20 protein-coding genes are annotated in these 26,063 nt (G+C 59.9%); 18 read left to right on the top strand and 2 right to left on the bottom strand.

Going from position 1 to position 26,063, the window contains the following annotated elements; genetic code table 11:
* The first annotated feature begins 233 nt into the window (after positions 1 to 233).
* On the top strand, positions 234 to 2,096 hold the full coding sequence (locus IE111_RS12165; RefSeq protein ID WP_189608984.1) for an S-layer homology domain-containing protein: 1,863 nt from the start codon (positions 234 to 236) through the stop codon (positions 2,094 to 2,096).
* A 52-nt stretch (positions 2,097 to 2,148) separates the two neighbouring features.
* Here IE111_RS12165 and IE111_RS12160 read toward each other — a convergent pair whose 3' ends face one another.
* Positions 2,149 to 2,904 carry a helix-turn-helix domain-containing protein gene (locus tag IE111_RS12160; RefSeq protein ID WP_189608982.1) on the bottom strand — a complete coding sequence of 252 codons (756 nt, stop codon included), beginning with the start codon at positions 2,902 to 2,904 and terminating at the stop codon, positions 2,149 to 2,151.
* Positions 2,905 to 3,051: 147 nt separating this feature from the next.
* Between IE111_RS12160 and IE111_RS12155 the strand changes: the two genes are divergently transcribed.
* Positions 3,052 to 4,035 (top strand): hypothetical protein, encoded by a 984-nt coding sequence (locus IE111_RS12155; RefSeq protein ID WP_189608980.1) that lies wholly within the window; start codon positions 3,052 to 3,054, stop codon positions 4,033 to 4,035.
* A gap of 37 nt (positions 4,036 to 4,072) precedes the next feature.
* On the opposite strand, the gene IE111_RS12150 is transcribed toward IE111_RS12155, so the two are convergent.
* Positions 4,073 to 4,867 (bottom strand): inositol monophosphatase family protein, encoded by a 795-nt coding sequence (locus tag IE111_RS12150; protein WP_189608978.1) that lies wholly within the window; start codon positions 4,865 to 4,867, stop codon positions 4,073 to 4,075.
* A 306-nt stretch (positions 4,868 to 5,173) separates the two neighbouring features.
* Between IE111_RS12150 and carA the strand changes: the two genes are divergently transcribed.
* From carA to IE111_RS12070, 16 genes are all read left to right on the top strand, one after another.
* Positions 5,174 to 6,310 carry a glutamine-hydrolyzing carbamoyl-phosphate synthase small subunit gene (gene carA / locus IE111_RS12145; protein ID WP_189608976.1) on the top strand — a complete coding sequence of 379 codons (1,137 nt, stop codon included), beginning with the start codon at positions 5,174 to 5,176 and terminating at the stop codon, positions 6,308 to 6,310.
* 7 nt (positions 6,311 to 6,317) lie between these two features.
* Positions 6,318 to 9,551 (top strand): carbamoyl-phosphate synthase large subunit, encoded by a 3,234-nt coding sequence (carB, locus tag IE111_RS12140; protein ID WP_189608967.1) that lies wholly within the window; start codon positions 6,318 to 6,320, stop codon positions 9,549 to 9,551.
* Positions 9,552 to 9,779: 228 nt separating this feature from the next.
* Complete coding sequence (gene greA, locus IE111_RS12135) at positions 9,780 to 10,256, top strand: transcription elongation factor GreA (RefSeq protein ID WP_189608958.1); 477 nt, start codon at positions 9,780 to 9,782, stop codon at positions 10,254 to 10,256.
* A gap of 74 nt (positions 10,257 to 10,330) precedes the next feature.
* Positions 10,331 to 10,777, top strand: a complete 447-nt coding sequence (locus IE111_RS12130) for an NfeD family protein (protein WP_189608956.1) — start codon at positions 10,331 to 10,333, stop codon at positions 10,775 to 10,777.
* Positions 10,778 to 10,818: 41 nt separating this feature from the next.
* The gene (locus IE111_RS12125; protein ID WP_189608953.1) at positions 10,819 to 11,751 is read left to right on the top strand and encodes an SPFH domain-containing protein; all 933 of its coding nucleotides are present in this window, start codon (positions 10,819 to 10,821) and stop codon (positions 11,749 to 11,751) included.
* Between the two features lie 125 nt (positions 11,752 to 11,876).
* Complete coding sequence (locus IE111_RS12120; protein ID WP_189608951.1) at positions 11,877 to 12,989, top strand: beta-ketoacyl-ACP synthase III; 1,113 nt, start codon at positions 11,877 to 11,879, stop codon at positions 12,987 to 12,989.
* Between the two features lie 10 nt (positions 12,990 to 12,999).
* The gene (locus IE111_RS12115; protein ID WP_189608949.1) at positions 13,000 to 13,677 is read left to right on the top strand and encodes an iron-containing redox enzyme family protein; all 678 of its coding nucleotides are present in this window, start codon (positions 13,000 to 13,002) and stop codon (positions 13,675 to 13,677) included.
* Positions 13,674 to 14,570, top strand: a complete 897-nt coding sequence (locus IE111_RS12110) for a DUF6999 family protein (RefSeq protein WP_189608948.1) — start codon at positions 13,674 to 13,676, stop codon at positions 14,568 to 14,570. Before IE111_RS12115 ends, IE111_RS12110 begins: the two co-directional genes overlap by 4 nt.
* Entirely contained in the window at positions 14,567 to 15,418 is an 852-nt protein-coding gene (locus IE111_RS12105; RefSeq protein WP_189608945.1) for a TraB/GumN family protein, read from the top strand. The genes IE111_RS12110 and IE111_RS12105 overlap by 4 nt, the downstream gene beginning before the upstream one ends.
* A 242-nt stretch (positions 15,419 to 15,660) precedes the next feature.
* The gene (locus tag IE111_RS12100; RefSeq protein ID WP_189608943.1) at positions 15,661 to 18,483 is read left to right on the top strand and encodes a M16 family metallopeptidase; all 2,823 of its coding nucleotides are present in this window, start codon (positions 15,661 to 15,663) and stop codon (positions 18,481 to 18,483) included.
* A 307-nt stretch (positions 18,484 to 18,790) separates the two neighbouring features.
* A complete protein-coding gene (locus tag IE111_RS12095; protein ID WP_189608941.1) occupies positions 18,791 to 20,146 on the top strand; it encodes a GH1 family beta-glucosidase in 1,356 nt (451 codons plus the stop codon).
* Positions 20,147 to 20,250: 104 nt separating this feature from the next.
* Positions 20,251 to 21,885, top strand: coding sequence for an ABC transporter substrate-binding protein (locus IE111_RS12090; RefSeq protein WP_189608939.1), 1,635 nt, complete (start codon positions 20,251 to 20,253; stop codon positions 21,883 to 21,885).
* Between the two features lie 66 nt (positions 21,886 to 21,951).
* Positions 21,952 to 22,929, top strand: a complete 978-nt coding sequence (locus IE111_RS12085; RefSeq protein WP_189608938.1) for an ABC transporter permease — start codon at positions 21,952 to 21,954, stop codon at positions 22,927 to 22,929.
* Positions 22,930 to 22,940: 11 nt separating this feature from the next.
* Positions 22,941 to 23,921, top strand: a complete 981-nt coding sequence (locus IE111_RS12080; protein WP_189608935.1) for an ABC transporter permease — start codon at positions 22,941 to 22,943, stop codon at positions 23,919 to 23,921.
* Positions 23,918 to 24,910: an ABC transporter ATP-binding protein gene (locus IE111_RS12075; RefSeq protein ID WP_229805337.1), complete on the top strand. Its 993-nt coding sequence runs from the start codon at positions 23,918 to 23,920 to the stop codon at positions 24,908 to 24,910. The genes IE111_RS12080 and IE111_RS12075 overlap by 4 nt, the downstream gene beginning before the upstream one ends.
* Positions 24,911 to 24,913: 3 nt before the next feature.
* A complete protein-coding gene (locus IE111_RS12070) occupies positions 24,914 to 25,903 on the top strand; it encodes an ABC transporter ATP-binding protein (protein ID WP_189608933.1) in 990 nt (329 codons plus the stop codon).
* Positions 25,904 to 26,063: the final 160 nt, after the last annotated feature.

The raw sequence follows: 26,063 nt of genomic DNA, 5'->3' as shown, positions 1-26,063 counted from the left end.
CCCCCCCCCCCCCCCCCCCCCGACTTGTAATCCCGTCCCGGTTTGATAACGTTTTCAAGGCGTGCGCTTGTACTTGATCTTAATCGATTAAGATAGGGCGGCCATGCCGTGAATGGACCAGAAAACAATAACGATACACTGGTCTGGTCGCTGTCAGTGCCGGTTACCGCATCCGACAGCGTTTCCTGTCCCGCCACGCAACCAAACCAACATAACAACAGGAAAAACAATCTATGAGGTTGCTGAACCGATACAGCCTGGTGCTGCTGTCTCTCCTGAGTCTTATTGCCGTGGCTCAGGCCAATCCCAATCCGGCCACCGATGTGGTCGACGTTCAACTGAATGAAAACGTTACCGTCGTGGAGGACTGTCAAACCGAGTTGTGTTTGACTGGGTTCGACGGTGATCGGCTCGTCTTCGACGCCAACGAGGCGTCCCGCGATTTACGCCCCGGCGATGTTCTCGTCTCCGACGTGACCGCCCTGGCTCCCAATGGTTTTTTGAAACTGATCACCGAGCTGCAGACGCTCGACGGGAAAACCCGGGTGGTGACGCGCGATGCAACGCTGAACGAGCTGTACGCGCACGGGCGCATTCGAGTGTCCACCGCCAATGCCGGCGCCATGGGCGTCACACCCCGTGCCGGGTTGAAACTGCAAAATGCGAAGACTCCCTCGACTGCGACACAGCAAACGTTCAATACCACCAGCACAACAGGCCTGGACAGCTGGGTGCCGACCATGGGGGAAATCCTTCCGGACAGTGAGGGGTACTACAAGCTGGTGTTTTCAGGCAGTGTGAACGGTTTTTTCACGACCCTGGTGCTGAAGGTCAAACCGGAATTCGAGCTGGTCTGGGAGAAAGAACCCAACGCGATTCGTCCGAAGTATTTCAAAACGGTTATGTATCTGGACGTCAAGGATGTCGAACTCACCGGTGTTGTCGGGTTCGCCTCCAACGTAACGCTGGCGACGCTCGAGCTGCCGCCGCTGACGCTGAATGTGGGTGTACCACTGGTGATGAAAAACTCGCTGAAACTCGAAGCCACCGGTGTGCTGACCGCGGGCGAGACGGTCACCGGCGGCATGGTGATCGATCAGGGCAGTGCGACGCTGGGCAGTCATTACATCCGCAATGTTGGCTGGGAAAACCTCACCCATTTCGACATGTCGCCGGAATTCAAACGGCCCGAGATCACGACACCGACCCTGGCCGCCACGCTGTTGTTTCCCAAGGTGACGTTTGAATCCTCACCCTACGGTGTTGATAACTTCCAGTTTTTCACGTCACTGTCGCCCATCAATTCCATCGCTTACGACACCGGGACGGACCAACTGTCCATCAGCGGTGTGACCCGGGCGAGCATCGGCGTAAAAGCCAACTTTCTGGGGATCGACCAGGAGGTATCCTACAATCACGAGTTCCTGCCGTACGACCTGTACGACGGCTCGGTGAACGGGCTCGACTGGGTCAGTCAGCCGACCGAAACGGATATCGACCGGCCGTCGGACAGCTTCTACGACATTCAAAATCATTGGGCTTACAACGAAATCGCGTTCTTCATCGACCAGGGGTATTTCTCGGGGTATCCGGACAGCACCTTCCGGCCGGACAACGCCATCACACGCGCTGAATACATGGCCATGCTGGCGGCCGTCATCGACCCGGCGCCGCAGCCGCAGTGCTCGGATCGGGACTTCTCGGATATCGACGGTCACTGGGCCCACGATACAATTCTGCAAATGGCGCGGGCCTGTTGGACGGCGGGCTATCCGGACGGTACCTTCCGCCCGAACAACAACATCACGCGTCTGGAAACCTATCTGCCGCTGGTGTCGCAACCCGGCCTGACCGAATACGACATCGGTGAGATGAACGATGTCCTGCTGGATGAGTTCAATATTCCGGATTGGGCCGAAGTCGGCATGGCCAAGGTGTTCTCCAATAAAATCATGGTGAACCACCCGTACAGCAATGTTTTTTCACCCACGCTGGATGCGACGCGCGCGGATGTGGCCGCGGCCTTGTACCGGTTGATGATCTGGCGCGGGCATTTCGCCAATGCCCATGTGTCGGATTACATCGCCGCCCAGTAATGGCAGTGGGCCGGGGGAAACCCCGGCCCCTCATCCAACATGGGGGTAGACGTTAAAACTTCTTGGTATTGGGCTTGCGCCGTAATTCGGCGAAGATATCCAGCTCCCACGGACGCAAGGCCAGAACCATACCGGAACCGAAGGTTTCTTCCAGCGGCAGTTTGCCGTCTTCCTTGCTCAGTTCATCGAACTCCCGCGCCAGGCGCCGCATGCTGTTTTGCATCTGCATGTTGGATTGCCGCGACAGCATCCCGCCAACGAATACCAGTAATTCACCGGCTTTCGGGTTGAACTTGCAGTTGAAGAAATCCCGGGACACGTTTTTCTCGAAAAACTTGTACACCGGCCCGTTCGGGATCCATTTGAAATCCCGCGACAGTTTCGTCTTCACCCGGTTGCCTGGGAGCAGCTCGATGACACCGAGCCGGTCCAGCTTCGCCAGCAGCCGGGTGGCCTCGAATTCATCGATCTCGTAGGTGTTAACGACGTCCTCATATTCCCAGCGATTCACCAGCAACTGGGCCACGAGCAGTAACTTCACGTCCGATACCAGCTCACGCTCGGCGTCCTCGCTCAATTCATCGAGAATCATCGAGCCTTCGTGCATCCGCGCCATCAGGTAGCCGAGATCGGCCCCCGCCATCGCGCAGATCTCTTCCAGCCGGTTCAGCGTGAAGTGTCGTTTGGAGAACATCCGTTTGACGTTGGCCTCGCTGAGGTCCAGCTTGGCCGCGACATCCGCGTAGGTGATCTTGCGCTCGCGGAGGATTCTTTTCAGTGTATCAACAAGTTGAACAGTCTGAGACATGGTCTTTTCACGGAAGGTAGCACAATGCGCTACGGATAGTCGCACATTCGGCAACTTCTTGTACAGCGCTTGAGAGCCCCCCGTTGCCGCCTAAGATGTCACCCCACGCAACGGCATCGAGGGATGACCATGGGAACGCACACAGTGATGAGAACCTTGGGACGCTGGGTCAGTCGAGCCCTGCTCGGCCCGGTGCACGTACATGGACAGGCGCTGGATCAGGGCGGCGCGGATCTGGATGTCATCCTGGTGCCGCGACGCCTGGGCCCGGCCGATTGCTGGCTGTTCTGGTCGCGACTGAAACGGGCCCCCATCTTTGTCGACCGGGCCCGGTTTTCCGATTGCTGGGGGTACCCCCGCCTGTGTGGCCGGGCTGCCCAGGCCAGGACACCGGAAGGCGCCATGAAGGATCGTCTGGCCTACTGGCTGCGTCAGGGGCGCACTCTGGTGATTTCGATCGACGTCGAATCCAGAAGCGCCATTGAGACGCTGCAACAGCAATTATCCGCGCTGCGGCAGCAGGAAGGCCGACTGACCGTTCAGCTGCTGACCTTCAACTACGACTTCCGTCATACACTGGGCAGCCCCATCCACTGGATCTGGCGACCACAACCGCTGGACCTGTCGAAGAATCACCTGAACATCCTGGTGGAGTTGCAGGCGTTACAAAAACTGGCCTGGTCGGTCAAAGGGCACCAGACATTGCCTAATCTGCCTCTGGTCAGTCAGTCTGGCCGAGTGCCGTCTTCCCTGCTGCTGTCGTGGCATGAAGTGCAGTCCATGCGTCGCTGGCAATGGCCCGGCCTCACCGCCTGGTTGTGGGCACCTCTCGCACTGGTGGCCGGACTGATCAATCTGGCGCCTCTTGCGATGGCGATTGTTCTGGGTCATCGCGGCGGGCGTTGGCGGATCGAGCAACAGGTACTCTGGTTGGGGCCGGTGTACCTGGTCAATCACCTGGTGATTCTGCTGGCGATGTTGGCCGTTGTAGGGCCTTGGGGGCTGGCGTATCTGGGGTTGGTGTTCGTGGGTCTGCAACCGCTGGGGCGCCTGGCCGACCACCTAATTCAGTTGGACGACAATGAAGATCATCGCTCCGTCCGTGAGCGCATGGCGAACTATTTCGACTGATCCTGGGAGCGCCAGCGAGACGTCGGCGCCCCCAGGGTCAGTCCTTCAGCGTCATGAGCAAGTCGTCATACACGCCCGGTGTGCTGATCAACCAGTGCCGCCCCTCTAGTTCTTCGGGCAGGTCGGACCCGGTCGGCTTGAACCGGCCCAGCCGCGCACCGGCCTCGCGGGCCACCAACTGCGCCGCTGCGCTGTCCCAGGGGCTGACAGTCTCGTAGTAGGCGTCCAGCCGGCCGCAGGCCACCCAGCAGATGTCCAGAGCCGCCGAACCCAGCCGGCGCACGTCGGCGCAGTGCGACATGACGCGACCGAGGCGTTGAATCAATTCATCCCGACCTTCCTTCTGGTACGGAAAACCGGTCGCCACCAGGGCCCGACCGATCTCGGACTTGCCGGAGACGGTGATCGGTTCGTCATTCAGCCAGGCGCCCTGACCGCGAATGGCGGTGAAGCATTCATCGAGAAAGGGGTTGTAGACGACGCCGATTTGAGCCTCGCCCCGGTCGTACCAGGCGATGGAGACGGCCACCATGTTGTGGTCGTGGGCGTAGTTTACTGTCCCGTCGATGGGGTCGATGACCCAGAGCGGGCCCAGCAACGTCTCGCCGCTGGGCCGCTCGGCCGTTTCCTCGGCCAGGATGGCGTCGTCGGCATGGCTGGCCTGCAGCGCTGTCTTGATCAGCTTTTCGGCCGCCAGGTCGGCGTCGGTCACCAACTCGACTCCACCTTTGAAGGAGCGTTCCAGCCGGCCCGTTTCACGCCGTTTGCGAATGAGTTGACCAGCCTGAATGGCCAGGTCCCGGGTGAACGCCAGTCTTGAAGTCAAAGTCATCGTCATTCCCGTCAGGGCAAGTAGTGGAGTGGGTTTCCGGTGGACAGCGCAAGGCCGCTTCCGGTAGAATCCCCGCAATTTGGGCACGGCACCCAGATCGCCAAGCGAAAAACAGTTTTTCACCTGAATCAACGCAATTGTTTCCGAGCGGGATGGAGGCTACTTCATCTCGCTTTTTTGCGAAAGGGGTTGGGAATTTGTCCGCTTGGTCAGAATGCGGGACCAAGGAACTCGTCGCAACAGCCATCTCGCATTCTGGACCCTCACAGCCGAAAGTCCACGCGCACAAAACAGAGGAACGGATCTTTGAGTACGCCAGCCATACTCGCACTAGCTGACGGCAGTCTGTTCCGGGGCATCAGCATCGGCGCCCCCGGAGAATCGATCGGTGAGGTGGTGTTCAACACCGCCATGACCGGTTATCAGGAAATCCTGACAGACCCTTCCTACGCACGACAACTCGTCACTCTCACCTACCCCCACATCGGCAATACCGGCACCAACAGCGAAGACGAAGAATCGGACCACGTCTGGGCCGCCGGACTGGTCATCCGCGACCTGCCGCTGTTGCACAGCAATTTCCGCAGCGAGCAGTCGCTCAGCGACTACCTGATCGACAATCAGGTCGTCGCCATCGCCGACATCGACACCCGACGCCTGACCCGACTGTTGCGCGAAAAAGGCGCCCAAAACGGCTGCATCATGGCCGGTGACCAGATCGATGAAGCGCGTGCGCTGGAACTGGCGCGCGGTTTCGCCGGGTTGAAAGGCATGGACCTGGCCAAGGAAGTCAGCGCCCCGGAAACCTACACCTGGCGCGAAGGCAGCTGGCAACTGGGCGAAGGGCACCCGGTACGCGACGACAGCGAGCTGCCCTATCACGTGGTCGCCTACGATTACGGCGTCAAGCGCAACATCCTGCGCATGCTGGTCGACCGTGGCTGCCGCCTGACCGTGGTGCCGGCGCAAACACCAGCCAGCGAGGTGCTGGCCATGAACCCGGACGGCATCTTCCTGTCCAACGGTCCCGGCGATCCGGAGCCCTGCGACTACGCCATCGCCGCCATTCGCGAGATTCTGGAGACCGAGATTCCGGTCTTCGGCATTTGCCTGGGGCATCAGTTGCTCGGCCTGGCCTCCGGCGCCAGTACGGCCAAGATGAAGTTCGGTCACCACGGCGCCAACCACCCGGTGGAAACCATCGCCAGCAAGACGGTGATGATCACCAGCCAGAACCACGGCTTCGCCGTCGATGCGGACAGCCTGCCCGAGAATCTGGAATTGACGCACCGCTCGCTTTTCGACGGTTCCCTGCAGGGCATTCGACGCACCGACAAGCCGGCGTTCAGTTTTCAGGGCCACCCGGAAGCGAGTCCGGGTCCGCACGACTGCGCGCCCCTGTTCGACCACTTTATTGAATTGATGAAGACCGCCACGCGCTGAGAGACCCATGCCAAAACGTACTGACATCAAAAGCATTCTCATCCTGGGCGCGGGACCGATCGTCATCGGCCAGGCCTGCGAATTCGACTATTCCGGCGCCCAGGCGTGCAAAGCCCTGCGCGAAGAGGGCTACCGCGTCATCCTGGTCAATTCCAACCCGGCGACCATCATGACCGACCCGGTCATGGCCGACGCCACCTACATCGAGCCGGTGGTCTGGACCGAGGTCGCCAAGATCATCGAACAGGAGCGCCCCGACGCCCTATTGCCGACCATGGGTGGCCAGACCGCCCTGAACTGTGCGCTCGACCTGGAACGCGAGGGCGTTCTGGATAAATTCGGCGTGCAGATGATCGGCGCCAACGCCGACACCATCGACAAGGCCGAGGACCGCGAGCGGTTCGACCAGGCGATGAAAGCCATCAACCTGGAAACCCCGCGTTCCGGCATTGCCCGCTCCATGCAGGAAGCCCTGGACATCCTGAGCTGGATCGGCTTCCCCTGCATCATCCGCCCAAGTTTCACCATGGGCGGCTCCGGCGGCGGCATCGCCTACAACAAGGAAGAATTCGACGAGATCTGCGAGCGCGGCCTCGATCTGTCGCCGACCAACGAACTGCTGATCGACGAAAGCCTGATTGGCTGGAAGGAGTACGAGATGGAAGTGGTCCGCGACAAGGCGGACAACTGCATCATCGTCTGCGCCATCGAAAACTTCGACGCCATGGGCGTGCACACCGGCGACTCCATCACCGTCGCCCCGGCCCAGACGCTGACCGACAAGGAATACCAGATCATGCGCGACGCCTCGCTGGCGGTGCTGCGCGAGATCGGCGTCGAGACCGGCGGCTCCAACGTCCAGTTCGGCGTTGACCCGGAAACCGGCCGCATGGTCGTCATCGAGATGAACCCGCGGGTCAGCCGTTCCTCGGCGCTGGCCTCCAAGGCGACCGGCTTCCCGATCGCCAAGATCGCCGCCAAGCTGGCCGTCGGTTATACGCTGGACGAACTGCAGAACGACATCACCGGCGGTATTACCCCGGCCTCGTTCGAACCGAGCATCGACTACGTCGTCACCAAGATTCCGCGTTTCGCCTTCGAGAAATTCGCCCAGGCCAACGACCGCCTCACCACCCAGATGAAGTCCGTGGGCGAGGTCATGGCCATCGGCCGGAACTTCCAGGAATCGCTGCACAAGGCCCTGCGCGGGCTGGAAGTGAATGTCGGCGGTTTCGATCCAAAGGTCGACCTGAACACCGAAGGCGCCAACGATCGCATCGTGCGCGAGCTGAAAGAGCCGGGCGCGGACCGCATCTGGTACATCGCCGACGCCTTCCGGGCCGATTTCAGCGTGGCCGAAGTCCAGCGCCTGACCGGCATCGACCCCTGGTTCCTGGTGCAGATCGAAGACCTGATCAACGAAGAGAAAACGCTGCAGGAATCCGGCATGAAAGATCTGGATGCCGACATACTGCGTCGCCTCAAGCGCAAAGGCTTCTCCGATGAACGCCTGGCCAGTTTGATGGGCGTCACCGAAAAAGAACTGCGCAAGAAACGCTGGGAACACGGCGTTCGCCCGGTCTACAAGCGGGTCGACACCTGCGCCGCCGAGTTCGCCTCCAGCACGGCCTACATGTATTCCAGCTACGACGAGGAATGCGAAGCCAACCCGAGCGACCGTCAGAAGATCATGGTCATCGGCGGCGGCCCGAACCGGATCGGCCAGGGCATCGAATTCGATTACTGCTGTGTACACGCCGCTCTGGCGGCCCGGGAAGACGGCTACGAGACCATCATGGTCAACTGCAACCCGGAGACCGTCTCCACCGACTACGACACCTCGGACCGCCTCTATTTCGAACCGGTGACGCTGGAAGACGTACTGGAAATTGTCGAGTTGGAAAAGCCGACCGGTGTCATCGTCCAGTTTGGCGGCCAGACGCCGTTGAAGCTGGCGCGTGAGTTGGAAGCCGCTGGTACCCCGATCATCGGTACCACTCCGGACGCCATCGACCGCGCCGAAGACCGTGAGCGGTTCCAGGTCATGGTCGACAAGCTCAACCTGCTGCAGCCGGAAAACGGCACCGCACGCAGCCTGGACCAGGCGATCAACATCGCCCGCGAGATCGGCTACCCGCTGGTCGTACGCCCGTCCTACGTGCTGGGTGGCCGGGCCATGGAGATCGTCTACGAGGAAGCCGAATTGGAGCGCTACATGCGCGACGCCGTCCAGGTCTCCAATGACGCCCCGGTGCTGCTGGACCACTTCCTGGATTCGGCCATCGAGGTCGACATCGACGCCGTCAGCGACGGCAAGCAGGTGGTCATCGGCGGCATCATGCAGCACATCGAACAGGCCGGCGTCCATTCCGGCGACTCAGCCTGCTCGCTGCCGCCCTACAGCCTGCCACAGGAAGCGCTGGACCTGATCCGCAAGCAGATTACCGACATGGCGCTGGAGTTGAACGTTGTCGGCCTGATGAACGTCCAGATGGCCTGGCAAGACGGCCAGCTCTACATCATCGAGGTGAACCCGCGCGCCTCCCGGACCGTGCCTTTCGTCTCCAAGGCGATCGGCATCTCCCTGGCCAAGGTCGCCGCCCAGGTGATGACCGGCAAGACGCTTGAAGAGCTCGGCTACACCGCCGAAGTGATTCCGCACTACTACTCGGTGAAAGAAGCCGTGTTGCCGTTCAACAAGTTCCCGGGTGTGGACCCGATCCTGACCCCGGAAATGAAGTCCACCGGCGAGGTTATGGGCACCGGCGATACCTTCGCCGAGGCCTTCTTCAAGGCCGTGCTCGGGGCCGGCACGCGTATGCCCAAGGCTGGCAAGGTGATTCTCTCGGTCAAGGACCGGGACAAGAAAGCCATTGTTCCGGTCGCCAGGAACCTGGTGGAGCAGGGCTTCGAGCTCTACGCCACCGGCGGTACGCTGGAAATGCTGACCGACGCCGGGCTGGAGGTGAAAGTGGTGAACAAGGTGAACGAGGGCCGCCCGCACTTGGTCGATATGATCAAGAACGGGGAGGTGTCCTTCATCATCAATACCACCGAGGGCCGCCAATCGATCATCGACAGCGCCGAAATCCGCCGTAGTGCATTGCAGCACAAGGTTTATTACACTACGACGTTGGCCGGTGCCGAAGCCTCGGTGATGGCCATGCAATTCGCGGCCGTGACGCCGGTACGTCGCCTGCAGGACCTGCACAAGACGCAGACGTCCTGGAAGTCGCCCTGACCGAGCCGCCCAAGGCTTTGATGAAAAGGGCGCCTCGGGCGCCCTTTTTTGTATATGGATGTACCTATTCTGCGGATACAGGATGTACGGGAGCAGTATTCGATTCAAACCGCCCCCAAGGTTGAGCCCAATACTCAGCCCGGCGGTCTATTGATGTTGAGGGACTCCTCGACAACCCGAATTCACACACCGGCCACGGCGGCCGGCCAGAGAGCAGGAAGACCGACTATGCAACGCTATCCCATGACACTTGAAGGCGAGATCGCCCTGCAGAACGAACTGAAGGACCTCAAGCAGCATCAGCGCCCGAAGGTCATTCAGGACATCGCCGAAGCCCGCGAACACGGCGACCTGAAAGAAAACGCCGAATACCACGCCGCGCGAGAACAACAGGGCTTTATTGAAGGGCGCATCCAGGAAATCGAGAACAAGCTCTCCAACGCCCAGGTGATCAACATCCAGGACATCCCCAAGTCCGGCAAGGTCATCTTCGGCTGTACCGTAACCTTGCTGAACCTGGAAACCGACCAGGGCGTCACCTATAAAATCGTTGGCGAGGACGAAGCCAACGTGAAAGTGAACAAGATCTCCGTTACCTCACCGATCGCCCGCGCATTGATCGGCAAGGAAGAGGGCGACGAAGTCGTCGTGAAAACCCCGGGCGGCGACGTTGAATACGAAATCGAACTGGTCGAGCATAAATAACCTGTCTTCCATTGAGGGTCTGCCAAGGATAAAGTGGCAGGCCTTGCTGATTCGACCAAGGAGGTCACTTCTTCATGCCCACCGCTGTAATCTGGATCATCGTCGGTGTCACTCTGATCCTCTCGGAACTGCTCGCCACCAGCATAATCGCCGTCTTTATCGGTATCGGCGCCATCGCCACGGGCGTCCTCCTGTGGGCGGGCGTGATCGAAAGCCTGACCTGGCAAATGCTGGTCTTTGGCGTTGTCAGCCTGTCCACCCTGTTGCTGGCCCGTAAACGCCTGAAAGGCATATTCCTGGGCGACAGTGTCGACCAGGGCGGCGGGTCGATGGACTTTCAAAAGGACATCGGCGAGCGGGTGACGGTCGAGCGCGATTTTCACCAGGGCGCCGGACGCGTGGTCCTCAATGGCGTGGCCTGGGATGCGTTGTCCGACGACGATTTGAAAGCCGGAGATGTGGCCTGGGTGGTTGCCAACGAGGGCATCCGACTGACCGTATCCCGCAATAAACCGGAGTGATACTGACACTCTTCCCTTTACTCTCTCGATAAGGACCATCCATGGAACTGTTCAACGACATCGGAACCTTCCTGGCCATCGGTTTTGCCCTGGCCGTTATCATCATCATCCTCAAGACTGCGCGCATTGTGCCGCAGCGGTCCAATTACGTGGTCGAGCGCCTGGGTAAGTACCACAAGACGCTCGATTCCGGTTTCCACATCCTGATTCCGTTCATCGACAAGGTGGCGTACCAGCACACCCTGAAAGAAGAAGTGATCGATGTGGCGCAGCAGGACTGCGTGACCAAGGACAACATCCAGGTCGGCATCGACGGCGTGCTGTATATTCAGGTCATCGACGCGCACAAAGCCAGTTACGGCGTGGACAACTACCGCAATGCGGCCAGTCAGTTGGCGCAGACCACGATGCGTTCGGTGATCGGTCAGACCGATCTGGATAAAACCTTCGAAGAGCGGGCCAAGATCAATGAAGTCGTGGTTCAGGCGCTCGATGAAGCGGCTTCCCCCTGGGGCATCAAGGTGCTGCGTTACGAAATCTCGGACATCGCCCTGCCGGACAGCATCAAGGATGCGTTGGAACAGCAAATGCGCGCTGAACGTGAACGCCGGGCGGCCATCGCCAAGTCCGAGGGCGAACGCCAGGCAATGATCAATGTCTCCGAAGGTCAGAAGCAGGAAGTGATCAATCTGTCCGAGGCGGAAAAGCAGAAGCAAATCAACGAAGCCGAAGGTCGGGCCCAGGAGATCGAACTGATCGCCACCGCCACGGCCGAAGGGCTGCGCAAGATCGCCGAGGCCATCCAGACCCCGGGTGGCAAGGATGCGGTCAGCCTGCGCATCGCCGAGCAGTACGTCGGCGAGTTCGGCAAGTTGGCGAAGACCAATAACTCCATGATCATCCCGGCCGAACTGTCGAATGTTGGCGGGGCTGTGGCCGGTCTGGCCGAAGTGCTGAAACACTCCAAATCCTGACGCCTGTCTGCCAGGGACGGCATTCGGTCGATTTGCTCAATAGTGTATTGAAAAGTGACTATTCCATTTATTGAGCTCCGACTGGTATAGTCCAGGTCATCTTTAGCGATGGAGAAGCGCCAAGGATGAGACCCGTCTACATCACCGGTACCGGAGCCTTCCTGCCCGGCGAGCCGATCACCAACGACGCCATGGAAACCTACATCGGCGAACTCGGCGACGAACATCGCCGTCTCGGTCGCGCGACCCTGCGCCGCAACGGTATTCGCCAGCGCCACTACACCCGCACGGCGGATGGCCAAATCACCCACAGCAATGCCCAACTGGCCGCCAACGCCGTCCGGGAAGCCCTGACCCAAGGGCGTTGCCGCGACGACCGGCTCGATTTTCTGGCCACCGGCACCACTCAGGGCGACCTGCTGGTCCCCGGCTTTGCCAGCGCCGTCCAGGCCGAACTGGGGATCGCCAATCTCGAAATCGCTTCCTTCCAGAGTGTGTGCGCCAGCAGCCTGATGGCCCTCAAAATGGCTCAGTTCAGTGTGCAGAGCGGTCAGTCCGAGGCGGCCGTGGCCAGTGGCAGTGAAAGCGCCTGCCGCTGGTTCCAACCGGACTTCTATGCCGAAAGCTACCGGGACAACCCCGATCCGGGTGTGGAATTCCTGCGCTGGACGCTGTCCGACGGGGCCGGTGCCGTCCTGATCGAACCCGAACCGGCGGCGAGTGGCCGCAGCCTGCGCATCGACTGGATCGAGCAACGGTCGTTCGCCGACCGTTTCCCGGCCTGCATGTACGCCGGCATGGCCGACAATCGCCATGACACCGAGGTCTGGAGTCACTATCGCTCACCGGGGGAAGCCCATCAGGCTGGCGCGCTGACGCTGAAACAGGACCTCAAACTGCTCTACCAGATCTTCCCGGTCTGGGTCGGCTACTATCTGGAAGTACTGGACAAGCACGGAATCGAACCCGGGGACATCGACGCCTTCCTGCCGCATTATTCGGCCAGGTCGCTGGGCCGGGAAATGGAGCGTCTGCTCGAGGCCACCGGCGCCATGATCCCGACCGAGCGCTGGTTCAACAACCTCGAAACCCGGGGCAACACCGGCAGTGCCTCGGTTTTCGTCATGCTGGACGACTGGTTGCGCTCCACCGATCCGCAACCCGGCCAGACCGTGCTGTGTTTTGTGCCGGAAAGCGGCCGCGCTCTGGCGGCATTTATGCATTTGACGGTGGTATAAGGAGCCGACCATGAGCCAAACCGATGTCCAACACCTGATGCGTCGCCTGACCCGCGTCTGGACCGAATTCGAAAGCCGGCTATTAACGGTACCCATTATCCGAGACGCCCGTGAAAGCCGGTTGCGACTCGCCGATTACCGGATGTTGCTCAAAGACCACTATGCCCAGGTGCTGGATGGCAGCGCCTGGATCGCCCGCGCCGCCTCCTCGGTCACCCGCCCGCATCTGGAACTGCGCTCTCAGTTCCTGCGTCATGCCGTGACCGAGCATCGGGACTATGCGATGCTGGCCCATGACTATACTGCCTGCGATGGCGACCCGTCCGACCTGGATGCCGCACGCAAGAACATCGGCTCGGTCGCCTTGTCCGCCTGGATGTTCCAGCGCGCCAGCCAACCGAACCCGTTCGACCTGATGGGTGCCATGTTCATCATCGAAGGGCTCGGCCAATGGTTCGCCCGCACCTTCGCAGAAGCGGTTACCGATGCGCTGTCGCTGACCGATGAACAGGTGACCTTTTACCGCTACCACGCCGATCACGACCCGGACCACCTGAACGAATTGGAAGCGGCGCTGGGCAGTGGCATTCTGGATACACCCGGCATGGCGGATGCCATTGTCGAGACCGCGACCGTCACCGCACGGTTGTACCTGTTGCAACTGGAAGAAGTGGGGCACTACGGGTGAATTGGGATCTGGATTTCGACCGTCAACGCATCGACCGCGCCGACCCCAACCCCTGGTTGGCGCTCTACCTCGACCGCAGCCTGCCCATTCACGACGAGGCCAAACGGGCCCTGTTGCGCGGCTACAACTCCCGCTCGCGTCGCTACCTGCTGCCCATCCTGCGGCCCCTGGCGCGGCTCGGCATCATCCTGGTCAAACTGATTCGCATGGTGTTGCCGCGTCGCTGGGCCTGGCCCAAGGCGCTGCATCGCACCATCTATTGGGGCCTGAAACACTTCGTCCGCCGCGACAGCAATTACCTGATCCTGCGCCACTTCCACATCGGCACCGAGATTTTGAAATTCATCGCCGACAATACCGGTGTTACCATCGAATCCACGCAACCGCTGCGCCCGAAAAACCTCGCGGATTTGAAAGACGACGCCTTCCTGGTGCACGACCTCAACATCTACAACTTCATCCTCGAACTGAACCAGACACTGCAACAACAAGGCCGCGAGATCGAGCCACCCGAACGCCTCAACTTCGACGCCATTACCGACGGCGAATTCGACTTCGACCCGGGTGAACAGGGCCGCACCAATGTCATCGACCTGCAGACCGCCATCGAAGCCTATGTGCCGATGTATTCCCTGCTGCTGACCGACCACGACTTCTGGCGCGCGGCCAATTCCCTGCAACTGGATGAAACCGTCGCCCTCTACGTCAGCCAACTGGTGCAGGACCCCTTACTCATCGGCGTCGTCAACAACCGCCACCCGATGGTACCGTTCATCACACTGCAATCCGGCTTTCGCCTCATGCTGCACGGCCTCGACGCCGAAATGCTGCACGCCTACCTGCGTCAACGTAAACGTCAGCAAGAGCAACAGCAACAGGAAACCGAATCATGACCCTCATCACCCGCGCCCTCATCGTCCTTCTGGCACTGACAGCGACCACACAGGCCGCACCCATCTGGCAAGCCGAGGGCTCCAACACCGTCTACTTCTTCGGCACCTTTCACCTGTTACGCCACAGCGACCACCCACTGCCCGACGTCTACCAGGCCACCTTCGACCAATGCGACCGGCTCTGGCTCGAAACCGACCTCGACGCCATGGAAAACCCCGAGCTCATGCTGCAAATCCAGGACGCCATGCGCCTGCCTTCCGGCCGTCTGCTCAACAACGAACTCAGCCCCGACGTCTTCGAATCTTTGAAAAAAGAAGCCGCCAATCAAGGCCTGCCCATCGCCATCCTGTTGCCACTCAAACCCTGGGCCGCCGGCGTCATCCTATCCACCACCGCCATGACCAACCTCGGCTTCCAACCGCAATACGGTATCGACACCCACCTGCATCAACAAGCCAAGGCCAAAGACTTACCGGTTCGCTACCTCGAAACCCCGATGGAACAATTCAACTTCCTTAACCAGGCCGGCGAACTCGACGCCGACACCTTCATCGAACAAACCCTCACCGAACTCAACACCATGGAACGTCTGATTACCGACATGGTACAAGCCTGGAAATCCGGTGACCTCAATACGCTTTATCAAGTCGCCGGACTGAACGAATACCCCGGCCTGGAAGCAATTTTAATTCACCAACGCAATCAGAACTGGCTGGACATTTTGCTCGAACTCGACGATAAAACCGCGACCGAATGCATCGCCGTCGGCGCTTTGCATTTACAGGGTAAACAAGGTCTGTTGAAGCAATTTGAAGACGCTGAATATACAGTTAATCAGTTAGAATGACCGTGGTAATCAGTCCCCCGGTTTGTGGGATTGGATGCTGATGTAACCACCGGTTCAAGCGATCGATGCCGGGGATGCTCAGCCGGGGATGTCTGAGGCAAGGATGCCGAAGCCAAGCCCCCATGGACGGGTTCACGGCGACCCCGGATGAGTGTCCCCGGCAGCGGGCGCGATCCTTGGCAATCCAACCAACCCAACGACAAACCACCGCAATCAACCAGAACCAGAAGGAAAGGTAAGCAGTGACCACCTCTACAAGGAACGCCATCCTCCGGCACCCAACCACCTGGATCGGCACGATCATCCTGACCGGCTGCGCCAGCATGGCCGGCCAGCAATCCCTCACACCGGACCACGAACTCATCGCCCTGTACGACAACGAAGAAGTCGTCTCCGGCGAACTGCCCAACGGGTTCAATTACCACATCGACACCTGGGCCGAAAACGCCTCCACCGTCGAATTCCGTCTCAAGGTCGACTTCGGCTCTCTGGACGAAGCCCAGGACGAATTGGGGTACGCCCACTTCATCGAACACATGGCGTTCAACGGCACCGAACACTACCCGGGCCAAAGCCTCACCGACTACCTAAAATCCACCGGCATGGACTTCGGCGGCGACATCAACGCCTACACCGACTTCGACGAAACCGTCTACCAGTTGAGCGTACCCGCCGACCAACCGGACCTGGTTACCGAAGCGTATCAGGTCCTGGCGGACTGGGCCGGCGGCATTCAATTCGACCCGGCCGAGGTCGAAGCCGAAAAAGGCGTCGTTATCGAAGAATGGCGACTGGGCAATTCCGGCGAAGCCCCGGTCTGGTTGCAGCAGTATCAGAGTCTGTATCAGGGCACCGACTACATCGAACGTCTGCCGATCGGCACGCCGGAAAGTATCGAACAGGCCACCGCCGAGTCGCTGCGCGCCCTCTACGAACGGACCTACCGGGCCGACCGAATGACACTCTATGTCTCCGGCGGACTCAGCCTGGGCGACGCCCAATACCAGATCCACAAAGCCTTCGCCGATCTGCCCCGGGCAACCGACTTTGAACCGAACCGGCCCGAGGTCGATTATCAGGGCGGTCGCTACTGGGTCGCCAGCGATGAAACCATCACCGGCAGCTACCTCGAACAGGGGCGGGTATTGCGTCCGGATCCCTTGACCACCGTGCCCGGCCAGCAGGATGAATTGTTCAGCGAACTGTTGATCAAGGCGCTGGAAGAGCGCAGCGAGCAATGGGGCGATCAGCAGACGCCGATGGTGGACGTCGAGGTCTATGCCTATTTCCAGGAGGACGACGCCTACGTCATCGACCTGATCGCCTCACCGCGAGGCCCGCTGTCGGTGGACCACGCCGCCGATCTGGAATCGCTTTGGCAACAGTTGATCCAGCACGGCATCAGCAAAGAGGAATATCAGCTCTATGGCCGCCGGCTGATCAACGACCTGACTGTTCAGGGCGATGCGCTGGCCGACTATTCCGCGGCCGAGCGTCTAGACTGGATCAAATTTGTCACCGAGAGCGGCATGACCCTGTTCGACTGGGACGACTACATCGATGCCGGTCAGTACCTGCACAGCTACTATCGGCATGACGATTTTAACGTCTGGTTGCGCAAGCACCTCACCGAGGCGCCAATTGTCGCCGGTGCCGTGGTCACCCCGAATGAAGTGTCCGATTGGAACTCCGATGAACTCCAGGCGGTGATCGAACAGACCGCCTCCCGGTCCGTGGCGGCCATGGATGTCGTCATCGACGAACAGTCGGAGCTCGCACTGAATCGCCGCCCGGGTGAGGTTACGCTGTCGGTTGGCACGGAAATTCCGAACCTGATCCGGATGAAACTCAGCAATGGGTTGACCGTCTGGTATTACCCGACCGATATCGAGCAAAACCGGGTCATCGTCAACCTGGTCAGCCGGGGCGGTACCGCCGTTAAATCACGCGAGGACGCCGTGCTCGACCTCTTCTGGTCGAACGCCCTCATGGATACGCCGCCGGCGACTATGAGTCATTCGGCCTATCTGGACTGGCAGAACCAGCACGGTATCGATGGCAGCGTCTACAGCTTCGACACGTCCAGTGGTCTGTATTGGGACGGCCGGCCCGATGGGATCGACTGGATGCTGGCGATGATCGCCCATCAGATGCAGCCGATGACGTTTGCCGACGCAACGGTCGAAGAGTACCAGGTCGGCACGCGCGACTACCTGACGGCTTTCCCGGACACACCGAACGGACGCACCGAAGCAGCCATCAAGCCCTTTATCATCGACCAGCCCGGGTTCGCCACCCTGACGCTCGATGATCTCGAAGGCGTCACCGTTGAAAGCCTGACCGACTACCAAAGCCAATGGCTCGCCAAGGGCACCGGTCTCGACCTGTTCGTGATCGGCAACGTCGGGCAGGATGATCTGGTCGATGCTCTGGAAGCCAATCTGGCGGGCGTCCCGCTGCCGGATGTCAGCGACGGTGCTGTCGACCCCTACCATTGGTCGGGCCAACAGCGCGTCAGGGTACCGGCCCACGGCGAGGACCGGACCGACATCGATATGCGCATTCGCTTGACCGAGGCCATTTGGGATCAGAGCCAGAGAAAGACGGCCAATCTCACCGCCGCTATGCTGGAAGACTACCTGATGAGTGAGATCCGCGAAGCCCAGGGCGACAGCTACGACGTTACCGTCGGGGTCGATCAGGCTGAACCGGAAATTCCGGCCACCTACCTGATCATCAACACATCCACCGCACCGGCGCGCGCCGAGGCCGTTCTTGACACAGTCGAAACCGCCCTGGCTGAACCGGACATCTGGCTGACGGACGATCGCCTCGAGATGGTGAAACGCCAGGACGAGGAGAGCGACCGTCGGATGCGAAACAACCTCTACGAAATCCTCGAAGATATGGAATTCTTCACCCGGACGGACCGGACGCTTGAGGATTACACCCGCATGGACAAGATCCGGGAGACCATCGGTCTCAAGGACAGCCGACAGTTTCTGTCCCGGGTTCAGTCCAGTGAGGATCGTTTGATTCTGACCATCGAACCGCGCAAGAATTAATCCTCTGACTTGAACCGGGTCCGTGGGACAAGCGGCAGGACGGCCGATGCGACCTGTCGAAACCCGCCGGACCACGGGACCCGGTTTTCATCGCACCCGAGCGGGTGCTCCACTCGCTCGGTGTTCGTCTCCACATACGAATTCCCAATCGCCAGAAAATCATTGACGGCAAAAGAACCCTTGGGTTATCGTTTCGTGAAAGCGCTTACATGACAATGCCAATGACTGATGTAAGCGCCCTTTAAAACAGAGTGATGTAAGCGCTTTCATCGTGTTTCAAGCGCTGACTCAGAGGATACGCCCGTCTATGCATTCATTGGATCTGCCCGCGCACTCCCGCCTGCTGAAACCGGAGTTCACCTTCGGTGTCGCCACCGCCGCCTTCCAGGTGGAAGGAGCGACCGAGGCCGATGGTCGGCTGCCCAGCATCTGGGACACCTTCTGTGCCGAACCGGGACGCGTTAACAACGGTGATACCGGTGCGGTGGCCTGCGATCACTACCATCGCTGGGCCGACGATCTGGAAATGGTCGAAGGGCTGGGCGTGGATGCGTACCGCCTGTCCATCGCCTGGCCCCGTGTGATGACCGAAAGCGGTCAGCCCAACCCGAAGGGGCTGGATTTCTACAAGCGCCTGCTGGACCGCCTCATCGAGCGGGGCATCCAGCCGTATGTGACGCTCTATCACTGGGACTTGCCGCAGCATCTTCAGGACCGGGGTGGCTGGGTCAATCGGGACACCGCCTACCGATTCCGGGATTACGCGGATCTGGTTTCCCGTGCGCTGGGTGACCGGGTGGCCTCCTATGCGACGCTGAACGAACCCTGGGTCAGCGCCATTCTGGGGCATGACATCGGCGTTCACGCGCCGGGCCTGAACGACCCCCGGCTCGGCCGCCAGGCCGGACATCATTTGCTGCTGGCTCATGGCCTGGGTATGGATGTGTTGCGCACCAACGCCCCCGAGGCGGATGCCGGCCTGGTGTTGAACATGGCGCCCAGCACGCCGAAAACCGAACGCTACGACGATCGGGTCGCCGCCCGACTCAGTGAAGCCGCGCTGACGCACTGGTTCCTCGAACCCGTGCTGGAAGGACGATATCCGGCGCTGTTCGAGCGCTTCTATCCCGAACAGACCCCGATCATGATGCCCGGCGATCTGGAGCAGATCTCCCGCCCGGTCGATTTCATCGGCATCAACTACTACACCCGCGGCGTCGTCTCCTACGACCCGGCTACCGGCATCCACAATCACGATCCGGAGGGGGTCGAAGTCACCGATATGGGGTGGGAAGTCTATCCCCGGGGGCTGACCGAACTGCTGGTCGATCTGGACCGCACTTACTCACTGCCTCCACTGATCATCACCGAAAACGGCATGGCCGGTAACGACAGGGTCGAGAACGGCCGTGTGCACGACGAGCAGCGGTGCCGCTACTACAACAGCCATCTCAATGCCGTGCACGATGCCATCGAACAGGGCGTCGATGTGCGCGGTTATTTCGCCTGGAGTTTGATGGACAACTTCGAGTGGGCATTCGGTTACGACAAACGCTTTGGCCTGGTCCACGTCGACTATCCGACCCAGCAACGGACACTGAAAGACAGTGCACTGGCATTCAGGGATTTGATGGCGCGCCGAGCCGCGTCGAAACCCGATTGATGTTTTTAACAGCGGGAAGGCCCGGACGGGACCTTTCGGCACATTCGCAACCGCAACACAGAAGACCTGAAAACAGCCCGACAACAACAATACGGAGCAATCGCATGAAGACTCTGACTTCTTTGGCCCTGGGCGTCGCCATCGCCTCGACCGCGACACTGGCACACGCCGAACCGCAACAAGGTGGCTCGTTGACCGTGCCCATCATCACCACGGCCTTCACCAAGACCTTCAACCCCTATGTCGATCCGACCAACACGGTCGGAGGGCTGGTGTTCGAACCGTTGGCGTTCATCAACGCCATGCAGGACACCACTCACTATCGGCTGGCCGAAGGCTATGAATACTCGGACGACGCCACCAGCATTACCTACACCTTGCGTGATGGTTTGAAGTGGTCCGACGGCAAGCCCCTGACCGCCGACGACGTGATCTACACCTTTGAACTGGCCGAAGAGGTCGCGGTCTACGACGTGGCCGGCGTACTTTCCAGTGGCCGGGTCACGGACGTCGTCAAGGTCAATGATCGGCAGATCCGGTTCGACCTGAAACAGGCCGACACCACCATCCATTGGGATTTGAACAGCTACATGCCGGTCCCCAAACACGTCTGGGAAAAGGCCGACGATCCGGCGACCTTCACCAACCCCGACGCCATCGGTTCCGGTCCGGTGACCGAAGTGAACTATGTGCGCGCCCAGCAAATGGAACTGTGCCGCAACCCGAACTACTACCTGGAAAACCGGCCCTATCTGGACTGCCTGACGTATCGCGCGTTCAATGACAATTCCCAGATCCAGCCGGCGCTGATGCGCGACGAGATCGATTGGGGTTCCAACTTCATCGCCGACATCGACAAAACCTATGTCGCCGCCGATCCGGACAACCACCACTATTGGTACCCGGCGAACGACGCCATTCACATTTACCTGAACACCAAGCGCGCGCCGTTCGACAACCTGAAATTCCGCCAGGCCATGTCCGTGGCGCTGGATCGTGAAGCCATTGTCGACCTCGCCGCCTACGGTTACCCGACGGTCAACGACTTCCCGGGTGGCATCGGTGATTACTTCTCGGCCTACATGAGCGAAGACGTCGAAGAAGAATACGGCTGGCTGGGGCAATACAACCCGGACAAGGCCCGGGCACTGTTGGACGAAGCCGGTTACGTGGACGCCGATGGCGATGGCTTCCGCGATATGCCGGACGGCTCCGAACTGTCCTTCGACATTCGTGTGGTCAACGGGTGGACCGATTGGGTCCAGTCCGTTCAGATGGTAACCGAGTACCTGGGCGAGATCGGCGTTCAGGCCAACGTCAATGCTGTTGAATGGGGTGTCTACGATACATCGCTCAAAGAAGGCGATTACGATGCGGCCATCAACTGGTCTCTGTTGTCGACCCATCCGATCCAGACGTTCAAGGAGTACTATCACACCAGCCGCATCGGCCAGATCTGGCATGCCGGTCATGGGGTGCATTCGGAGCGCGTCGACAATCTGATCGACGATTTCGGTTCCCTGACCAGCGAACAGGCGAAGCAGGAAACTCTGGAGGAACTGCAGACGTTCACCGCTGAGAATCTGCCCTTCATTCCCTTGTTCTCGAATGCTACCTGGTTTCAGTACAGCACCAGCCGTATCGAAGGCTGGCCGAGTGAGGAAGATCCCTATGTACACCCGGTGTTCTACACCGTGGGCAAGAAAACCCTGATCTTCAACAACCTGTATCAGAAGTAAGGTTGAACGAGGGCCGCTCCGGCGGCCCTCCCGCCTGACTCTCCCTGTTTACGATAGGCCACTCCGATGCGTTACATTTCCAGTCGCCTCATGTTTTATTTCGTGGCGTTCCTGATCGCGATCTCGTTCAATTTTCTCTTACCGCGTCTGATGCCGGGTGACCCCGTAGACGCGCTCTTCGCCGGTGCGGCCGGCCGTATGGATCCATCGCAGATGGATGCGGTACGCGCCATGTACGGATTTTCGGAAGGCACTTTGATCGAGCAGTACTTCAAATACGTCAAGAGTGTCTTCACCGGTGACCTCGGTCCCTCTATTCTGATGTACCCGACCGATGTGACGACCGTGCTCGGATTCACCTTTCCATGGACCCTGTTTCTGGTCGGTCTCGGGGTTGTCACCGCCATCGGGCTGGGCCTGGTGATCGGCACCATCGCGGCGTATCGTCGCGGTACCTGGTTCGCGTCCCTGTTTCCGCCCATCGCGGCCGTTGTGTCCTCCATGCCGGCTGTGGTCACCGCTTTGCTGCTGTTCTATTTCTTCGGGCTCAAACTGGAGTGGTTTCCGCTCAGTTATGCGGCCGATCAGTCATTGGAACCGGGCTGGACCTGGCCCTATATCAAAAGCATTGCCCATCACGCCGTGCTGCCGCTGATTGTCATCATCATGGTGAGTCTGGCCCAGTGGGTGATGACGATGCGCAACGCCATGATCAATGTGCTGGGTGAAGACATCATCACCATGGCCGAAGCGAAGGGCTTGAGCCCGGCGCGCATCATGCTGCGCTACGCCTCCCGAAACGCCGTATTGCCTGTCGTGACGTCGGTCGCCATGGGTCTGGGCTTCGCGGTGGCCGGACAGATCTTCATCGAAATCGTCTTCAACTATCCAGGCGTGGGCAACACTCTGCTCAAGGCCATCAACGCGCGCGACTATCCACTGGTCCAGGCCTTGTTGTTGCTCATCGTCGTGTTCGTCCTGATTGGTAATTTCATCGCAGACCTGACGTACCTCTGGCTCGATCCCAGGCTGCGTAAATCGTGAAAGGTGGTCCCATGTCACAGATATCCTTATCGGCCAAAACGTCACCCCTGAGACGTCTGTCGTTCAGTCGAGTCGGTCGACGCCTGGCTCGTTTTCTGTCCTTCTTTCAGGGCAATCCAACCGGGGCCATTGGTGGCGGCATCATGGCGGTGGTCGTGGTCGCTTGTCTGACCGCGCCCTGGCTGACCGAGTTCGAACCCAACAAACGTGTTGCGCGCCCGCATGTCGAGCCCAATGCCGAGCATGTATTGGGGACCACGCGTCAGGGCCGCGATGTCTACAGTCAATTGTTGCACGGCGGTCGCACGTCCCTGGCGGTCGCCTTTATCGCCGGCTCCATCGCTACCGTGATTTCCATTCTGGTGGGCATCGCCGCCGGGTATTACGGCGGCCGGGTCGACCAATGGCTGAATTTCGCCATGAACGTTGTCCTGGTCTTTCCGCAGTTGCCGTTGTTGATTGTCCTGGCGGCCTTTCTGGGTCAGGTGGGTCCCACCGTCATCGCTCTGTTGATCGGGATTACGAGTTGGCCCTGGGGGGCACGCGTGATCCGCTCACAGACCATGGCCATTCGACAGAAGGAATTCGTGCTGGCGGCCGAGTGCATGGGCGAGAGTAAGCTGCGCATTCTGTTGATCGAGATTCTGCCCAATCTCACGGCGATCGTCGCGGGCAGTTTCGTCGGTGTCATGATGTACGCCCTGATCAACGAAGCGGGACTCGAATTCCTCGGTCTCGGCGATCCGACCGTCGTGACCTGGGGCACCATGTTGTACTGGGCGCAGTCCTCGGCGGCACTCTACACCGGTGGCTGGTGGGAGATGATCGTGCCGGCGGTCACCATCGCCATCGTCGGTGGCGCCATGGCGCTGATCAACATGTCCATCGACCAGATCAGCAACCCCAAACTGAAAACCGGGCCGCACCTGAAACGGTGGCGCAAACTGAACAAGGCCATCGAAGCCCGTCGTCAATCCGGAGGTGGCCTGTGACCGCACAACCCAAGACCGAAACCGTCGAACCCCTGCTGGATCTACGTAACCTGTGTGTGGACTATGTGTCCCCCAATGGCATGGTTCGGGCTGTCAACAACGTCAGTCTGGATATTCGCCCCGGCGAAACCCTGGGCCTGGCCGGTGAATCCGGTTGTGGTAAATCGACACTGGCATTTTCCATCGCCCGTTTGCACAAGGCTCCTGCGCTGATTTCCGAAGGTGAGATTCTGTATCAGGGCCAGGATGTGTTGTCGATGCCCAAAAAGGCGTTGCGCCAGTTCCGCTGGAACGAGGTGAGCCTGGTGTTTCAAAGCGCCATGAACTCGTTGAACCCGGTCATCACCATCGGCGAGCAGTTGATCGACGTCCTGCTGGCGCACCGTAAAATCAGCATGGACGACGCCTGGGCGCGCGGTGAATCGCTGTTGAAAACGGTCGGTATTCACCCATCCCGGATGTCGAGTTTTCCGCACCAGTTGAGCGGCGGCATGCGCCAGCGTGTCGTCATCGCCATCGCACTGGCTCTGGAACCCAAGCTGATCATCATGGACGAACCGACCACGGCGCTCGATGTGGTTGTCGAGCGGGAAATCATGGACGAACTGTATCAGCTCAAAGACCGGTTCGGATTCTCGATTCTGTTCATCAGTCACGATCTCAGCCTGATGGGCGAGATCGCCGATCGCATCGGCATCATGTATGCGGGCAAGCTGGTGGAGCTGGGGCCGTCCAAGGATGTCTTCTATCACCCCAAGCATCCGTACACCCAGGGGTTGATCAATTCCTTCCCGACCATCCACGGACCCAAGGATCGTCTGCAGGGCATTCCGGGCAATCCGTTGAATCTGCTCGAGGCGCCGGAAGGGTGCTACTTCCAGGCGCGCTGCCAGCGCTGCTTCCCACTGTGCCGCCAGCAGGATCCGGAATTGATACCGGTTGCCCCGAACCATTGGGCGGCCTGTCACGAACTGACGCGCGAGGCTTGAATTATGACCGAACAGAAAGACGCGATCGTTACCGTCGACAACCTGACCAAGGACTTCGTCGTCAGCCGCAGCATGACCCGGGCGACCTGGATGCGAGCCCTGAACGAGGTCTCCTTCGATCTGTATCCCGGTGAGGCGCTGGCCATCGTCGGCGAATCCGGCAGCGGCAAGAGCACCAGCGCGCGCATCCTGTCGCAGATTTACAACAGCACCGGCAGCGAGGTGCGGTACAAGGGCGAGCCGATCCGCGACTTTGTCAAGCGCGAGGGTCAGCGTGAATTCGCCCGCAACGTCCAGATGATCTTTCAGGATCCGTTCGGCAGTCTGAACCCGGTGCACCGGGTGTTTTACCAGGTCGCACGGCCGTTGCAGCTGCACGGTCGCAGCCGCAACAAACAGGCGTTGCGCGAACGTGTTCTGGAACTGCTGGAAACCGTTGGTTTGACTCCCGCCCACGAGACAGCGGACAAGTTTCCGCACGAACTCAGTGGTGGACAGCGCCAGCGCGTGGCCATCGCGCGCGCGTTGGCGGTGGAGCCGGATGTTATACTGGCCGACGAACCCATTTCGATGCTCGATGTGTCGATTCGGCTCGGCATCCTGAACCTGATGCTGGACCTGAAAGAACAACACGGCATTGCCTTTTTGTACATCACGCACGACATCGCCACAGCCCGGTACTTCGCCGAGCGGACGGCCGTGATGTACGTCGGCCACATGGTGGAGTGGGGCGACAGCGATGCGGTGACCCAGAACCCGCAGCATCCCTACACCCAACTGCTGATCGCCGCCGTGCCGGAACCCGGCGAACACAAGTCACACGATCTGAGCGGTTATCAGCACAAGGGGGATATTCCGATGTGGCAGCCGGACAGCCAGGGGTGTCCGTTCGCCGAACGTTGTCCGCATGCGTTACCCGCCTGTCGGGATACCATGCCGCCGGCGAGAAAACTGGAAGGCAACCATTACGTGCGCTGCCACTTGTTCGAGTGATACGCGCGAATATGCAACGCGTTACGCGTAAAAAACGTAGGGCAGAAGAGCCGTAGGCGTTATCTGCCGGGGGGAGGATACCTGGCCAGTGGCTTGCCCATAGCCACCGTATTAACGGCAGATAACGCTGTCGCTCTTCTGCCCTACTCGTTTGTGCTAC

It is taken from the genome of Saccharospirillum salsuginis, assembly GCF_014651855.1.
GTDB classification, from domain to species: Bacteria; Pseudomonadota; Gammaproteobacteria; order Pseudomonadales; family Natronospirillaceae; genus Saccharospirillum; species Saccharospirillum salsuginis.
Note: the sequence above shows the minus strand (reverse complement) of the source record. Positions and strands in the feature narration are given on the sequence as shown.

Coding starts and splice junctions, on each gene's coding strand:
- IE111_RS12165 (WP_189608984.1), top strand. CDS start 234: ATGAGGTTGCTGAACCGATACAGCCTGGTGCTGCTGTCTCTCCTGAGT.
- IE111_RS12160 (WP_189608982.1), bottom strand. CDS start 2,904: ATGTCTCAGACTGTTCAACTTGTTGATACACTGAAAAGAATCCTCCGC.
- IE111_RS12155 (WP_189608980.1), top strand. CDS start 3,052: ATGAGAACCTTGGGACGCTGGGTCAGTCGAGCCCTGCTCGGCCCGGTG.
- IE111_RS12150 (WP_189608978.1), bottom strand. CDS start 4,867: ATGACTTTGACTTCAAGACTGGCGTTCACCCGGGACCTGGCCATTCAG.
- carB (WP_189608967.1), top strand. CDS start 6,318: ATGCCAAAACGTACTGACATCAAAAGCATTCTCATCCTGGGCGCGGGA.
- greA (WP_189608958.1), top strand. CDS start 9,780: ATGCAACGCTATCCCATGACACTTGAAGGCGAGATCGCCCTGCAGAAC.
- IE111_RS12130 (WP_189608956.1), top strand. CDS start 10,331: ATGCCCACCGCTGTAATCTGGATCATCGTCGGTGTCACTCTGATCCTC.
- IE111_RS12125 (WP_189608953.1), top strand. CDS start 10,819: ATGGAACTGTTCAACGACATCGGAACCTTCCTGGCCATCGGTTTTGCC.
- IE111_RS12120 (WP_189608951.1), top strand. CDS start 11,877: ATGAGACCCGTCTACATCACCGGTACCGGAGCCTTCCTGCCCGGCGAG.
- IE111_RS12115 (WP_189608949.1), top strand. CDS start 13,000: ATGAGCCAAACCGATGTCCAACACCTGATGCGTCGCCTGACCCGCGTC.
- IE111_RS12105 (WP_189608945.1), top strand. CDS start 14,567: ATGACCCTCATCACCCGCGCCCTCATCGTCCTTCTGGCACTGACAGCG.
- IE111_RS12095 (WP_189608941.1), top strand. CDS start 18,791: ATGCATTCATTGGATCTGCCCGCGCACTCCCGCCTGCTGAAACCGGAG.
- IE111_RS12090 (WP_189608939.1), top strand. CDS start 20,251: ATGAAGACTCTGACTTCTTTGGCCCTGGGCGTCGCCATCGCCTCGACC.
- IE111_RS12085 (WP_189608938.1), top strand. CDS start 21,952: ATGCGTTACATTTCCAGTCGCCTCATGTTTTATTTCGTGGCGTTCCTG.
- IE111_RS12080 (WP_189608935.1), top strand. CDS start 22,941: ATGTCACAGATATCCTTATCGGCCAAAACGTCACCCCTGAGACGTCTG.
- IE111_RS12070 (WP_189608933.1), top strand. CDS start 24,914: ATGACCGAACAGAAAGACGCGATCGTTACCGTCGACAACCTGACCAAG.